This window comes from Hydrogenophaga sp. (genome assembly GCF_048549895.1).
Lineage (GTDB): Bacteria > Pseudomonadota > Gammaproteobacteria > Burkholderiales > Burkholderiaceae_C > Hydrogenophaga.
Genome location: NZ_JBLYYB010000078.1, coordinates 39,670 through 52,865, shown reverse-complemented (window position 1 = coordinate 52,865; position 13,196 = coordinate 39,670). Strand labels below are relative to the sequence as shown.

Annotated in this window: 14 protein-coding genes; 2 read left to right on the top strand and 12 right to left on the bottom strand. The window is 63.4% G+C overall.

Translation table 11 applies throughout. The features are described 5' to 3' along the window. Positions 1 to 168: 168 nt before the first annotated feature. From asd to ACN4F8_RS08230, 12 genes are all read right to left on the bottom strand, one after another. Positions 169 to 1,296, bottom strand: coding sequence for an aspartate-semialdehyde dehydrogenase (asd, locus tag ACN4F8_RS08285; protein WP_419473128.1), 1,128 nt, complete (start codon positions 1,294 to 1,296; stop codon positions 169 to 171). 77 nt (positions 1,297 to 1,373) lie between these two features. Beyond that, on the bottom strand, positions 1,374 to 2,462 hold the full coding sequence (gene leuB, locus ACN4F8_RS08280; protein ID WP_419473127.1) for a 3-isopropylmalate dehydrogenase: 1,089 nt from the start codon (positions 2,460 to 2,462) through the stop codon (positions 1,374 to 1,376). Between the two features lie 53 nt (positions 2,463 to 2,515). Next, the gene (gene leuD, locus ACN4F8_RS08275) at positions 2,516 to 3,166 is read right to left on the bottom strand and encodes a 3-isopropylmalate dehydratase small subunit (protein WP_419473126.1); all 651 of its coding nucleotides are present in this window, start codon (positions 3,164 to 3,166) and stop codon (positions 2,516 to 2,518) included. Next, positions 3,163 to 3,294 carry an entericidin A/B family lipoprotein gene (locus ACN4F8_RS08270; RefSeq protein ID WP_069047120.1) on the bottom strand — a complete coding sequence of 44 codons (132 nt, stop codon included), beginning with the start codon at positions 3,292 to 3,294 and terminating at the stop codon, positions 3,163 to 3,165. Before ACN4F8_RS08270 ends, leuD begins: the two co-directional genes overlap by 4 nt. Positions 3,295 to 3,306: 12 nt before the next feature. Continuing rightward, positions 3,307 to 4,728, bottom strand: a complete 1,422-nt coding sequence (leuC, locus tag ACN4F8_RS08265; RefSeq protein ID WP_419473125.1) for a 3-isopropylmalate dehydratase large subunit — start codon at positions 4,726 to 4,728, stop codon at positions 3,307 to 3,309. A gap of 126 nt (positions 4,729 to 4,854) precedes the next feature. Continuing rightward, positions 4,855 to 6,165, bottom strand: coding sequence for a citrate synthase (locus tag ACN4F8_RS08260; protein WP_419473124.1), 1,311 nt, complete (start codon positions 6,163 to 6,165; stop codon positions 4,855 to 4,857). After that, a complete protein-coding gene (locus ACN4F8_RS08255) occupies positions 6,162 to 6,470 on the bottom strand; it encodes a succinate dehydrogenase assembly factor 2 (protein ID WP_419473123.1) in 309 nt (102 codons plus the stop codon). Before ACN4F8_RS08255 ends, ACN4F8_RS08260 begins: the two co-directional genes overlap by 4 nt. Before the next feature lie 19 nt (positions 6,471 to 6,489). Beyond that, on the bottom strand, positions 6,490 to 7,194 hold the full coding sequence (locus tag ACN4F8_RS08250) for a succinate dehydrogenase iron-sulfur subunit (RefSeq protein ID WP_419473122.1): 705 nt from the start codon (positions 7,192 to 7,194) through the stop codon (positions 6,490 to 6,492). 24 nt (positions 7,195 to 7,218) lie between these two features. Then, a complete protein-coding gene (gene sdhA, locus ACN4F8_RS08245) occupies positions 7,219 to 9,024 on the bottom strand; it encodes a succinate dehydrogenase flavoprotein subunit (protein ID WP_419473121.1) in 1,806 nt (601 codons plus the stop codon). A 4-nt stretch (positions 9,025 to 9,028) separates the two neighbouring features. Next, positions 9,029 to 9,394 carry a succinate dehydrogenase, hydrophobic membrane anchor protein gene (sdhD, locus tag ACN4F8_RS08240; protein WP_069047114.1) on the bottom strand — a complete coding sequence of 122 codons (366 nt, stop codon included), beginning with the start codon at positions 9,392 to 9,394 and terminating at the stop codon, positions 9,029 to 9,031. Between the two features lie 30 nt (positions 9,395 to 9,424). Further along, a complete protein-coding gene (gene sdhC, locus ACN4F8_RS08235) occupies positions 9,425 to 9,856 on the bottom strand; it encodes a succinate dehydrogenase, cytochrome b556 subunit (RefSeq protein ID WP_419473120.1) in 432 nt (143 codons plus the stop codon). A gap of 162 nt (positions 9,857 to 10,018) precedes the next feature. Beyond that, positions 10,019 to 10,828, bottom strand: a complete 810-nt coding sequence (locus tag ACN4F8_RS08230) for a GntR family transcriptional regulator (RefSeq protein WP_419473119.1) — start codon at positions 10,826 to 10,828, stop codon at positions 10,019 to 10,021. 216 nt (positions 10,829 to 11,044) lie between these two features. Here ACN4F8_RS08230 and ACN4F8_RS08225 point away from each other — a divergent pair, with 216 nt between their 5' ends. Next, positions 11,045 to 12,031 (top strand): malate dehydrogenase, encoded by a 987-nt coding sequence (locus ACN4F8_RS08225; protein WP_419473118.1) that lies wholly within the window; start codon positions 11,045 to 11,047, stop codon positions 12,029 to 12,031. 130 nt (positions 12,032 to 12,161) lie between these two features. Then, positions 12,162 to 13,163 (top strand): HpcH/HpaI aldolase/citrate lyase family protein, encoded by a 1,002-nt coding sequence (locus ACN4F8_RS08220; RefSeq protein ID WP_419473117.1) that lies wholly within the window; start codon positions 12,162 to 12,164, stop codon positions 13,161 to 13,163. Positions 13,164 to 13,196: the final 33 nt, after the last annotated feature.

Here is a 13,196-nt window from a genome sequence, read left to right as displayed (position 1 = left end):
TGATTTTGACCTTAACATCAACGGATTACAGTGACAAGCTGAGAATCCGCTTGAGTTTCCCAGCCCACCGTTTGTCGTGTTTGGTCCTCGAAATTACGTTGCTGACTTGCAACGAACCATTTCAGCGGTTTCCCGGTCGCTCGGCCCTCGCACCCGACGCCACTGCACTCAAGCGTCGAGCAGGATGCGCAACATGCGACGCAGCGGTTCGGCCGCGCCCCACAGCAGTTGATCGCCGATGGTGAAGGCGCCCAGGTATTCCGGACCCATGGCCAGCTTGCGGATGCGCCCCACCGGGATCGTCATCGTGCCGGTGACGGCCACGGGCGTCAGGTCCTTGATGGTCGCTTCGCGGGTGTTGGGCACCACTTTGACCCAAGGGTTGTCGGCCGCGATCATGGCTTCGATGTCGGCCACCGGCACGTCCTTGCGCAGCTTGAAGGTGAGCGCCTGGCTGTGGCAGCGCATGGCGCCCACGCGCACGCAAAAACCATCCACAGGGATGGCCGATGTACCGAATCCCTCGCCCATGCCCAGGATCTTGTTGGTCTCGGCCATGCCCTTCCACTCTTCCTTGGACATGCCATTGCCCAGGTCCTTGTCGATCCAGGGGATCAGCGAGCCACCCAGCGGCACGCCGAAATTGGCGGTCTCGGACCCGGTCAGTGAACGCTGCTTGGCGATCACCTTGCGATCGATTTCGAGAATGGCGCTCTTGGGGTCGTCCAGCAGCGCCTTGACTTCAGCATTGAGCGTGCCGTACTGCGTGAGCAGTTCGCGCATGTGCTGAGCGCCGCCGCCGGAGGCGGCCTGATAGGTCTGCGTGCTCATCCATTCGACCAGCCCGGCCTTGTACAGCGCGCCCACGCCCATCAGCATGCAACTCACGGTGCAGTTGCCACCCACCCAGTTCTTGCCACCATTGCCCAAGGCGGTCTTGATCACGGGCAGGTTGACCGGATCCAGGATGATGACGGCGTCCTTGTCCATGCGAAGGGTGGAGGCCGCATCGATCCAGTGGCCGTTCCAGCCGGCGGCGCGCAGTTTGGGAAACACCTCACTGGTGTAGTCGCCGCCTTGGGCGGTGATGATGATGTCGCAGCGCTTGAGGGCGGTGATGTCGTGCGCGTCCTGCAGCGTGGTTTCGTTCTTCGCCATGGCGGGAGCCTTGCCGCCCGCATTCGACGTGGAGAAAAACAGCGGTTCGATCAGGTCAAAGTCGCTTTCCGCGACCATGCGGTCCATGAGCACCGAGCCCACCATGCCGCGCCAGCCTACGAGTCCTACGAGTTTCATGTCAACGCCCTTCAGTTAATAAACCGGTTTCCTCCGGCTCGTCGTGCCGGGGAGGGGCGTGACGAACCGGAGCTGGATCAGCCCTTGGTCATCGTTTTGGTGATGGCCGCCACGACCGCATCACCCATTTCGCGGGTGCCGACCTTCAAAGTGCCTTCCGACCAGATGTCGGTCGTGCGCAAGCCAGACGCAAGCACGCTGCTGACCGCACTTTCAATGCGGGCGGCAGCGTCGGGCTGGTTGAGTGAGAAGCGGAGCATCATGGCAGCGGACAGTATTGTAGCCAGCGGATTGGCAATGCCCTGGCCGGCGATGTCGGGTGCACTGCCGTGGCTGGGTTCGTACAGGCCCTGGTTTTTCGTGTTCAGCGAGGCCGATGGCAGCATGCCGATGGAGCCGGTGAGCATGGACGCCTCATCCGACAGGATGTCGCCAAACATGTTGCCGGTGACCACCACGTCGAACTTCTTGGGCGCGCGCACCAGTTGCATGGCCGCGTTGTCCACGTACATGTGCTCCAGTTCCACATCGGGATACTCGGCGTGCACTTCGGTCACCACGTCTTTCCAGAACTGGAAGGTTTCCAGCACGTTGGCCTTGTCGACACTGGTCACTTTTTTGCTGCGCTTGCGAGCCGCCTGGAAAGCCACGTGTGCGATGCGCACGATTTCCGGCTTGCTGTAGCGCATGGTGTCGAAGGCTTCTTCGGCACCGGGGAAGTGGCCGTCGGTGGCCACGCGGCGTCCGCGCGGTTGACCAAAGTAGATGTCGCCGGTGAGCTCGCGGATGATGAGGATGTCCAGGCCCGAGATGATTTCCGGCTTGAGGCTGGAAGCGCCCACGAGTTGGGGATAACAAATGGCGGGGCGGAAGTTGGCAAACAGGCCCATGTGTTTGCGCAGGCCCAGGATGGCTTGCTCGGGGCGCAGCGGGCGGTCGAGCTTGTCGTACTTCCAGTCGCCCACGGCGCCGAACAGCACGGCGTCCGAGTCCATGGCCAGCTTCAAGGTGGACTCGGGCAGCGGGTGGCCATGCGCCTCGTAGGCGGCACCGCCGACCAGGGCCGATTCCATCTCGAAGGGGAGGTCGAGCACGCCAAGGACCTTGACGGCTTCGGCGACGATTTCGGTGCCGATGCCATCACCGGGGAGAACTGCGATTTTCATGGGTTGTGAATGGTTCACCCCGACCTTTGGCCAGGGTGTTGTCTCTCGTTGGGTCAGACCGGCATCGTGTGCGCAAGCCACGGCTTGGTGGCCAGGCGCTCGGCCTCGAAGGCGGCGATCTTGTCCTTGTAGCGCAGGGTCAGGCCAATGTCGTCCAGGCCATTGATCAGGCAGAACTTGCGAAACGCCTGCACCTCGAACGGCAACTCGTCGCCTTGTGGCTTCACGATCACCTGGCGCTCCAGGTCGATGGTGAGCTCGTAGCCAGGGAACGCCGCCACCTCGTCAAACAACTGCGCCACCTGTGCTTCGGGCAACTGGATCGGCAGCAAGCCGTTCTTGAAGCAGTTGTTGAAGAAGATGTCGGCGTAGCTGGGCGCGATGAGTGCACGGAAACCGTACTGTTCGATGGCCCAGGGCGCGTGCTCGCGGCTGGAGCCGCAACCGAAGTTCTTGCGCGCCAGCAGCACCGACGCACCCGCATAACGCGGCTGGTTGAGCACGAAATCCGGGTTGGGTTTGCGGCTGGCGGGGTCCTGGCCGGGCTCGCCTTTGTCGAGGTAGCGCCATTCGTCAAACAGGTTTTCGCCAAAGCCGGTCTTGCGGATCGACTTCAGGAATTGTTTGGGAATGATCGCGTCGGTGTCGACGTTCTCCCGGTCCATCGGGGCCACCAGGCCCTTGTGCACGGTGAACTTGTTCATTTTTTCTTGGCAGCGTCTTCAAGCACCTGTCCGCCCTTCTGGATGTCCTGGCCAACGCCCTGAACGGTGTTGCAGCCAGCCAGGGCCAGCACGAAGGCAGCAGCGAGGAGGGTAGCGATCGATTTCATGAAGTTTTCCTTTCAGGCAAATTGACGGACATCAACGAAGTGACCATGCACAGCCGCAGCGGCTGCCATGGCGGGGGAGACCAGGTGCGTGCGGCCACCAGCGCCCTGGCGGCCTTCAAAGTTGCGGTTGCTGGTGGAGGCGCAGCGCTCGCCCGGCTCCAGCCGGTCGGCGTTCATGGCCAGGCACATCGAGCAGCCGGGCTCGCGCCATTCAAAGCCGGCGGCCTTGAAGATCTCGTGCAGGCCCTCGCGCTCGGCCTGGGCTTTGACCAGACCCGAGCCGGGCACGACCATCGCCAGCTTCACGTTCTTGGCCACTTTCTGACCGAGCTTCTTCACCACGGCAGCCGCTTCGCGCATGTCTTCGATGCGGCTGTTGGTGCAGGAGCCAATGAAGACCTTGTCGACAAAAATGTCGTTGAGCGCCTTGCCGGGTTGCAGGCCCATGTAGGTCAGGGCGCGTTCGATGGCGCCGCGCTTGTTCGCGTCTTTTTCGCGGTCGGGGTCGGGCACGTTGCCGTCGATGCCCAGCACCATTTCGGGCGAGGTTCCCCACGTGACCTGCGGCACGATCTGCGAGGCATCGAGTTCGACCACGGCGTCGAATGTTGCGTCGGCGTCGGACTGCAGCGTCTTCCAGTAGGCCACGGCATGGTCCCATTCCACGCCGATGGGCGAGAGGGGGCGGCCCTTGACGTACTCGATGGTCTTCTCGTCCACGGCCACCAACCCGGCGCGTGCGCCGCCTTCAATGGCCATGTTGCACACCGTCATGCGGCCTTCGATGCTGAGCGCGCGGATGGCCGAGCCACCAAATTCGATGGTGTAGCCGGTGCCACCGGCAGTTCCGATCTTGCCGATGATGGCCAGCACGATGTCTTTCGCTGTGCAGCCTTTGGTGAGCTGTCCGTCCACGCGCACCAGCATGTTTTTGGCCTTCTTGGCCAGCAGCGTCTGCGTGGCCAGCACATGCTCCACTTCGCTGGTGCCGATGCCGTGGGCCAGTGCGCCGAACGCGCCGTGGGTGGAGGTGTGGCTGTCGCCGCAGACCACCGTCATGCCGGGCAGGGTGGCGCCGTTTTCCGGGCCGATCACGTGCACGATGCCCTGGCGCTTGGACATGAAGGGAAAGAACGCCGCCGCGCCGAATTCGGCGATGTTGCTGTTGAGCGTGGTGATCTGTTCTTTGCTGATCGGGTCGGTGATGCCGTCGTAGCCCAGTTCCCAGCCGGTGGTGGGCGTGTTGTGGTCGGCGGTGGCCACCACCGAGCTCACGCGCCAGACCTTGCGGCCCGCTTGGCGCAGGCCCTCAAAGGCCTGCGGACTGGTGACTTCGTGCACCAGATGCCGGTCGATGTAGAGCACGGAAGTGCCGTCGTCTTCGGTGTGGACGACGTGTTCGTCCCAGATCTTGTCGTAGAGCGTGCGTCCCATGGCGGTTCCGTTGGTGATCGCTGGCGGCGATTCTGTGAATGGGTGGGCTGCCGATTTTACGGGCTGTGAATGAGAAATGCCCGCAGCACCTCGGGCGCTGCGGGCAATGCCATCAGGCTGACGGGGTCAGCGCGCTTCCAGCGGTTTGATGTCGCGGCGCGGTGAGCCGGTGAACAGCTGACGAGGACGACCGATCTTGTACTCGGGGTCGCCGATCATTTCGTTGAGCTGCGCGATCCAGCCCACCGTGCGGGCCAGCGCAAAGATGCCGGTGAACAGATTCACCGGGATGCCGATGGCGCGCTGCACGATGCCGGAGTAGAAGTCCACGTTGGGGTAGAGCTTGCGCGACACGAAGTACTCGTCTTCCAGCGCGATCTTCTCCAGCTCCTTGGCCAGCTTGAACAGCGGGTCGTTTTCCAGACCCAGCTCTTGCAGCACCTCGTTGCAGGTTTCCTGCATGAGTTTGGCGCGCGGGTCGTAGTTTTTGTACACGCGATGACCGAAGCCCATGAGTTTGACGCCGGAGTTCTTGTCCTTGACCTTCTCCATGAATTCGCCGACCTTGGACACGCCGCCCTGGCGCTGGATGTCTTCCAGCATGTTCAGGCAGGCCTCGTTGGCGCCGCCGTGGGCGGGGCCCCACAGGCAGGCCACGCCGGCAGAGATGGCTGCAAACGGGTTGGTGCCCGATGAGGCGCACAGCCGCACGGTCGAGGTGGAGGCGTTTTGTTCGTGGTCTGCGTGCAGGATGAAGATGCGGTCCAACGCACGCTCCAGCACCGGATTGACCACGTATTCCTCGCAAGGCGTGCCGAACATCATGCGCAGGAAGTTGCCGGAGTAGCTCAGGCTGTTCTTCGGATAAATGTAGGGCTGACCAATCTTGTATTTGTAGGCCATGGCCACCAGCGTGGGCATCTTGGCGATCAAGCGGATGGCTGCGATTTCACGGTGTTGCGGATTGTTGATGTCTGTGCTGTCGTGATAGAAGGCCGACATGGCGCCCACCAGGCCAGTGAGGATGGCCATGGGGTGGGCATCGCGACGGAAACCCCGCAGGAAAAACTGCATCTGCTCGTTGACCATGGTGTGGTTGGTCACGAGTTTGTGGAATTCGACGCGCTCGCTGGCGTTGGGGAGTTCCCCGTTGAGCAGTAGGTGGCAGGTGTCGAGGTAGTCGCATTGCGTGGCAAGTTGCTCGATCGGGTAACCGCGGTAGAGCAACTCACCTTTGTCACCATCGATGTAGGTGATGGCCGACTGGCAGGACGCTGTGGACAAAAAGCCCGGGTCGTAGGTGAACATGCCGGTCTGTGCGTACAGCTTGCGGATGTCGATCACGTCTGGCCCGACGCTGCCGGCGTAGACCGGCAAGTCGACGCTGGGGCTGCCGTTGGAGAACGACAGGGTGGCTTTGTTGTCTACGAGTTTCATGCAGGTTCCTCGGATGATGTGAGAGGTCGCTGGGCGCGCAGCAGTGCAAGCACTTGCGTCACGTCCGCGCGTTCGAGATCGCCCTTAAGGGGCTTTCGGCCGAGCAGCAGATCCAGCAGATCGTTGTCGGACAAGTCCATCAAGATCCCGAGTGCATCTGCTTGTCGCACGGTCAAGCCAGTTTCATGACTGGCGAAAAATCGCTCGATGAACAGGTCGTTCTCGAGCAGACCACGGCGACACCGCCAGCGCAGCTTGCTCAGCGCGCGTTCGTCCAGCAAGGCATCTGGTGAGGTGTCGGCCATGGTGTTGGGAGATGTGCGCTCACACGGAGCGCATCACCATCATTTCCTTGATCTTGCCGATGGCCTTGGTGGGGTTCAGACCCTTGGGGCAGACGTCCACGCAGTTCATGATGGTGTGGCAGCGGAACAGGCGGTACGGGTCTTCGAGGTTGTCGAGTCGCTCGGCCGTGCCCAGGTCGCGGCTGTCGGCGATGAAGCGGTAGGCCTGCAGCAGGCCGGCGGGGCCGACGAATTTGTCCGGGTTCCACCAGAAGCTCGGGCAGCTGGTGGAGCAGCTGGCGCACAGAATGCACTCGTACAGGCCGTTGAGCTCGTCGCGCTCTTCGGGACTCTGCAGACGTTCCTTTTCGGGCGGCACGGAGTCATTGATCAGGTAAGGCTTGATGCTGTTGTACTGCTTGAAGAACAGCGTCATGTCCACGATCAGGTCGCGCACCACGGGCAGACCGGGCAAGGGCTTGAGCGTGATCACGCCGGGCAGCGTGTTCATGTTGGTCAGGCAGGCCAGACCGTTCTTGCCGTTGATGTTCATCGCGTCCGAACCACACACGCCTTCGCGGCACGAGCGGCGGAACGAGATGGAGGGATCGACCGCCTTCAACTTCATCAGCGCGTCGAGCAGCATGCGCTCGTGGCCGTCGAGTTCCACCTCGATGGTCTGCATGTAGGGCTTGGCGTCTTTTTCGGGGTCGTAGCGGTAGATCTTGAAGGTGCGTTTGGCCATGTGTTTGCTCCGGTGCGTGGGTGCTTAGAAGGTGCGGACCTTGGGCGGGACGGACTCGACCGTCAGTGGCTTCAAGTTCACGGCCTTGTAGGTCAGGCTGTTGTCGGCGCTGTGCCAGAGCGTGTGCTTCATCCACTCGGCGTCGTTGCGGCCCAGCGGGAACTGCGCGTCGTCGGCGGGGCGCTCGTAGTCGTTGACCGTGTGCGCGCCGCGGCATTCGTGGCGGGCCGCGGCCGAGGTCATGGTGGCCTGGGCGCACTCGATCAGGTTTTCCACTTCCAGCGCTTCGATGCGCGCGGTGTTGAACACCTTGGACTTGTCTTTCAGCGCGATGTTGTTGACCCGCGCGCGCATGGCGTTGATCTTCTTCACGCCCTCGTCCATGCTGGCCTGGGTGCGGAACACGCCGGCGTGTTGCTGCATCGCGGCGCGCAGGTCGTTGGCCACGTCTTGCGCGTACTCGCCGCCAGTGGTGTTGTCCAGGCGGGCCAGGCGCGCCAGGGTTTTGTCGGCGGCGTCGGCCGGCAGGGGTTTGTGGGTCTTGTTCTTGTCGTTGAACTGCACGATGTGGTTGCCGGCCGCACGGCCGAACACCAGCAGATCGAGCAGCGAGTTGGTGCCCAGGCGGTTGGCGCCGTGCACGCTCACGCAGGAGCATTCGCCCACGGCATAGAGGCCGTTGACCACGGCCTGGCCGCCGTTGCCATCGGGGGTGACGACCTGGCCGTTGATGTTGGTCGGGATGCCCCCCATCTGGTAGTGGATGGTGGGCACCACAGGGATCGGCTCGCGCGTGATGTCCACGTTGGCGAAGTTCACGCCGATCTCATAGACCGAGGGCAGGCGCTTGTGAATCGTTTCCGCGCCCAGGTGGTCGAGCTTGAGCAGCACGTAGTCCTTGTTCGGACCACAGCCACGGCCTTCCTTGATTTCCTGGTCCATGCAGCGAGAAACGAAGTCGCGCGGTGCCAGGTCTTTCAAGGTGGGCGCGTAGCGCTCCATGAAGCGCTCGCCTTCGCTGTTGAGCAAAATCGCGCCTTCGCCACGGCAGCCTTCGGTCAGCAACACACCGGCTCCGGCCACGCCGGTGGGGTGGAACTGCCAGAACTCCATGTCTTCCAGCGGGATGCCGGCGCGTGCCGCCATGCCCAGGCCGTCACCGGTGTTGATGAAGGCGTTGGTGGAAGCCGCGAAGATGCGGCCTGCGCCACCGGTGGCCAGCAGCGTGGTCTTGGCTTCCAGCACGTAGGTCTCGCCGGTCTCCATTTCCAGCGCGGTCACGCCGAGCACGTCGCCGCTGGCGTCGCGGATCAGATCAAGCGCCATCCATTCGACGAAGAAGGTGGTGCGCGCCTGCACGTTTTGCTGGTACAGCGTGTGCAGCATGGCGTGGCCGGTGCGGTCGGCCGCAGCACAGGCACGTTGCACCGGCTTCTCACCATAGTTGGCCGTGTGGCCGCCGAACGGACGCTGGTAAATCGTGCCGTCGGGGTTGCGGTCGAACGGCATGCCGAAGTGCTCCAGCTCGTACACGACCTTGGGCGCTTCACGGCACATGAACTCGATCGCATCCTGGTCGCCGAGCCAGTCGGAGCCCTTGATGGTGTCGTAGAAGTGGTAGTGCCAGTTGTCCTCGTTCATGTTGCCCAGCGAGGCGCCGATGCCGCCTTGCGCAGCCACCGTGTGCGAGCGGGTCGGGAACACTTTGGACAGCACGGCCACCTTGAGGCCGGCGCGCGCCAACTGCAGCGAGGCGCGCATGCCGGAGCCGCCGGCACCGACGATGACAACGTCGAACTGACGCTTGGGAAGATTTGCGGTTGCGGTCATTGCTTCAGAGCCTCCAGAGAACTTGAACGGCCCAGCCCAGGCAGGACAGGAGCCAAACCATGGTGAACACGTGCAGCACCAGGCGGATGCCCGCGGGCTTGACGTAGTCCATCCAGATGTCGCGCATGCCGACCCACACGTGGTAGGTCAGGGCGAGGAAGACGGCGAAGGTGAGGGCTTTCATCCACTGGGCCGAGAAGATGCCGGCCCAGCTGTCGTAGCCGATGGGGCCTTTGGAGAACAACACCTGCACCAGCAGGATCAGGGTGAACAGCGCCATGATGGCAGCGGTGATGCGCTGGGCGAGCCAGTCGCGCAGGCCGTAGTGGGCGCCGGTGACGACGCGTTTGGAACCGTAGTTGACAGACATCTTGTGGGGTCCTTGTGTGGGTTCGCGGGATCAGTACAGGCCGAAAAGCTTGGCGCCGAGCAGCACGGTGAGGCCAATGCTCAGCACCAGCGTGACGATGGCGGAAGACTTGCCGAATTCCTTGCTCACCGCGTGGCACGCGTCCATGTAGAGGTGGCGCACGCCGGCAATCAGGTGATGCAGGTAGGCCCAGATCAGGGCCAGCACCACGAGCTTGAAGAACCAGCCCGGCACAAAGCCCAGGCCCGCCGAGAAAGCGGCGCTGAAACGCTCGAAAGAGATTTCGGAAGACACCGAGGTGTCGAACAGCCAGACGATCAGGGGCAGCAGGATGAACATCAGGCCACCGCTGGCGCGGTGCAGGATCGAGACCCAGCCTGCGGGTGGCAGGCGGTAGGTGGTCAGATCCTTGAATGCGTTGATGTTGCGGAACTCGGGCCGCTTCTTGGTCAACTCGGTCATGGTGGGGACTTTCTTGCGCAGAGGGGATGCGGGGAAGGGATGTCGGTGGTGTAACGCGTTGGTAACCGGAACCACCGGGTGTCAAATTCTATTGCAACGCACCAATCGTGAGACTGACACCGGATGCAGGCGCGGGGCTATCAAGGACATAGCAGCGGCGGCTCAACTCAGTTCGTTGCGGTAGTGACGGGCGTCGGTGCGGTAGAGGCCGCGCCGCAGTTCCATCGGGGTGTCGTTGTAGGTGAAGGCCAGGCGTTCGACGCTGAGCAGCGGCGAACCCTCGGCCACGCCCAGCAACGTGGCGGCCTCGCTGTCGGCGGCCACGGCCTTGATCTTCTCGACCGCGCGCACCATGCGCACGCCGAACTGCGCTTCAAACAAGGCATACATCGGCCCCTTGTCGTCGGCCAGCGTTTCCAGGGTCAGGCCTTTGAACGGCACGCCAGGCAGCCAGAGTTCTTCGAGGATGGCGGGCACCTGCGCGAAGGTGAGCACACGTTTGACCTGCAGCACCGGGTCGCCGGTGCGCAAGGCCAGCTGGCGCGCCACCTCGGCGGGCGCACGCAGGCGGCGGCATTCGATGATGCGGCGCTCCGCCGTGCCCTGGTCTTCCAGCGAACCGGTGTCGGGCAGCAGGCGCAGGAAGCGGTACTGGATGTGCTGCTCGGAGTGCGTGGCCACAAAGGTGCCCTTGCCCTGGCGGCGCACCAGCAGGTTGTCGGTGGCGAGTTCGTCGATGGCCTTGCGCACCGTGCCCTGGCTCACCTTGAAGCGGGCGGCCAGGTCGAATTCGCTCGGGATCATGTCGCCGGGCTTCCATTCGCTGGCCTGCAGGCTGCGCAGGATCAGCGTCTTGATCTGTTGATACAACGGGCTGAAGGCCGGTGCGCTGTGTTCAAACGCGCCAGCATCGGGCGTGGGGCGACCGTCGTTCGCTGGTGCGTCGGGGGTGCTGAGTGGAGTCGTGGCCATGATGTTTGATGCGTCCGCAGGCGGCGCACGAACGATGAATCATATCTTATATAAGACATAAGACAAATTGACGTATCAGGGTTTGCGAGGGTACACTCTGTGGCTGACCTGGACCCACCAGCGGCGCGTTTTTTGCCCGCTTTTGCCATCTGCGTCTCGGGGTGTTCGCTCCCCAACCCCATCCCCATCCCCTCGTCTCATTCTGGAGTTCTCACCATGCAAAAGAAGCCCGTTCGTGTCGCCGTCACCGGCGCCGCTGGCCAGATCGGTTACGCCCTGCTGTTTCGCATCGCTTCGGGCGAAATGCTCGGCAAAGACCAGCCCGTGATCCTGCAGTTGCTGGAAGTGCCGGTGGATGGGCCGCAAAAAGCGCTCAAGGGTGTGATGATGGAACTGGAAGACTGCGCGTTCCCGTTGCTGGTCGGCATGGAGGCCCACAGCGACCCGATGACGGCGTTCAAGGACACCGACTACGCACTGCTGGTCGGTTCGCGTCCGCGTGGCCCCGGCATGGAGCGCGCCGAGCTGCTCGCCATCAACGGCGCCATCTTCACCGCCCAGGGCAAGGCGCTCAACGCCGTGGCTTCGCGCAACGTCAAGGTGCTGGTGGTCGGCAACCCCGCCAACACCAACGCCTACATTGCCATGAAGAGCGCGCCCGATCTCAACCCGCGCAACTTCACCGCCATGCTGCGCCTGGACCACAACCGTGCCCTGAGCCAGATCGCAGCCAAGACCGGCAAGGCCGTGGCCAGCATCAAGAAACTGGCCGTGTGGGGCAACCACTCGCCCACCATGTACGCCGACTACCGCTTCGCCACCATCGACGGCGCGTCGGTCAAGGACATGATCAACGACCAGGTGTGGAACAAGGACGTGTTCCTGCCCACCGTGGGCAAGCGTGGCGCGGCCATCATCGAAGCACGCGGTTTGTCTTCCGCTGCCTCGGCCGCCAACGCCGCCATCGACCACATGCGCGACTGGGCGCTGGGCACCCAAGGCGAGTGGGTCACCATGGGCATTCCTTCGCAAGGCTGGTACGGCATTCCGAAGGACATGATGTTCGGCTTCCCCGTCACCTGTGAAAACGGTGAATACAAGGTCGTTGAAGGCCTGGAGATCGACGCCTTCTCGCAGGAATGCATCAACAAGACCCTGGCCGAGCTGCAGGGTGAACAAGACGGCGTGAAGCATTTGCTGTGATGCCCCCCTGCGCCGCTTCGCGTCGTCCCCCCGGGGGGACCACACTTACGGCCTGGCAAAGCCAGTTCCGTGGTGTGTGCTGGACGCAGGCGGTGCGGATTCGTTTTCGTCGTCACCTCGTAGCGCACCCGTGAAAATCCACCCTCGTTCCATCCTGCTGGGCGCTCAGGCCGGCGCGTTCGCGCTGCCGGTCTGTGACCACTACAGCGGGGTGGAGGCGCGGATGAAGAAGAGCCTGGCGCTGCAGGCCGAGATGGCCGAGGAGTTCGGCACCTGCGTGTTCGACGTGACGCTCGACTGCGAAGACGGTGCGCCCGTGGGCGGCGAGGCGGATCACGCCTTGCTCGTCACCGAACTGGCCCTGGCCGCTGCGCCGCAAGCGCGTGTGGCCGTGCGTGTGCACCCGGTGGACCACCCGGCGTTTGAGGCCGACGTGGCCACCATCGCCGGCCGTGCAGGGCAGCGCCTCGCGCACCTGATGGTGCCCAAGGTCGAGTCGGTGGCCGACGTGCAGCGCGCCGTGGCTGCGCTCGACGCCGCGGGCGCATCGGCACTGCCGCTGCACGTGCTCATCGAGTCACCCGCCGCCGTGCACCGTGCCTTCGACATCGCCGCCCATCCGCGTGTGCAGAGCCTGAGCTTTGGCCTGATGGACTTTGTCTCGGCGCACGGTGGGGCCATCCCTGCCGACGGCATGAGCGTGGCAGGCCAGTTCAGCCACCCGCTCGTGCTGCGCGCCAAGCTGGCCATTGCGTCCGCCTGCCACGCACACGGCAAGGTGCCGTCGCACTGCGTGGTCACCGAGTTCAAGGACTTGGTCGCGCTGCAGAACGCCGCGCACAAGGCCGCCCGCGAACTGGGCTACACCCGCATGTGGAGCATCCACCCCGACCAGATTCGCCCCATCCTGGCGGCGTTTGCACCATCAGAGCGCGAGGTCGACACCGCTGCCGCGCTCATTGAATGCGCCATGGCCGCCAACTGGGCGCCGGTGCAGTTTGAAGGCCGACTGCACGACCGCGCGAGCTACCGCTATTTCTGGCAGGTGCTGGAGCGCGCGCACCACACCGGCCTGCCGCTGCCCGACGCCATGCGGCCGTTTTTCAACGAGCCTCTCAAAGCGCGGCATTGAGCTTGCTTGCCCCCACCCCATCTGTTTTCTGAT

Coding starts and splice junctions, on each gene's coding strand:
- asd (WP_419473128.1), bottom strand. CDS start 1,296: ATGAAACTCGTAGGACTCGTAGGCTGGCGCGGCATGGTGGGCTCGGTG.
- leuB (WP_419473127.1), bottom strand. CDS start 2,462: ATGAAAATCGCAGTTCTCCCCGGTGATGGCATCGGCACCGAAATCGTC.
- leuD (WP_419473126.1), bottom strand. CDS start 3,166: ATGAACAAGTTCACCGTGCACAAGGGCCTGGTGGCCCCGATGGACCGG.
- ACN4F8_RS08270 (WP_069047120.1), bottom strand. CDS start 3,294: ATGAAATCGATCGCTACCCTCCTCGCTGCTGCCTTCGTGCTGGCCCTG.
- leuC (WP_419473125.1), bottom strand. CDS start 4,728: ATGGGACGCACGCTCTACGACAAGATCTGGGACGAACACGTCGTCCAC.
- ACN4F8_RS08260 (WP_419473124.1), bottom strand. CDS start 6,165: ATGAAACTCGTAGACAACAAAGCCACCCTGTCGTTCTCCAACGGCAGC.
- ACN4F8_RS08255 (WP_419473123.1), bottom strand. CDS start 6,470: ATGGCCGACACCTCACCAGATGCCTTGCTGGACGAACGCGCGCTGAGC.
- ACN4F8_RS08250 (WP_419473122.1), bottom strand. CDS start 7,194: ATGGCCAAACGCACCTTCAAGATCTACCGCTACGACCCCGAAAAAGAC.
- sdhA (WP_419473121.1), bottom strand. CDS start 9,024: ATGACCGCAACCGCAAATCTTCCCAAGCGTCAGTTCGACGTTGTCATC.
- sdhD (WP_069047114.1), bottom strand. CDS start 9,394: ATGTCTGTCAACTACGGTTCCAAACGCGTCGTCACCGGCGCCCACTAC.
- sdhC (WP_419473120.1), bottom strand. CDS start 9,856: ATGACCGAGTTGACCAAGAAGCGGCCCGAGTTCCGCAACATCAACGCA.
- ACN4F8_RS08230 (WP_419473119.1), bottom strand. CDS start 10,828: ATGGCCACGACTCCACTCAGCACCCCCGACGCACCAGCGAACGACGGT.
- ACN4F8_RS08225 (WP_419473118.1), top strand. CDS start 11,045: ATGCAAAAGAAGCCCGTTCGTGTCGCCGTCACCGGCGCCGCTGGCCAG.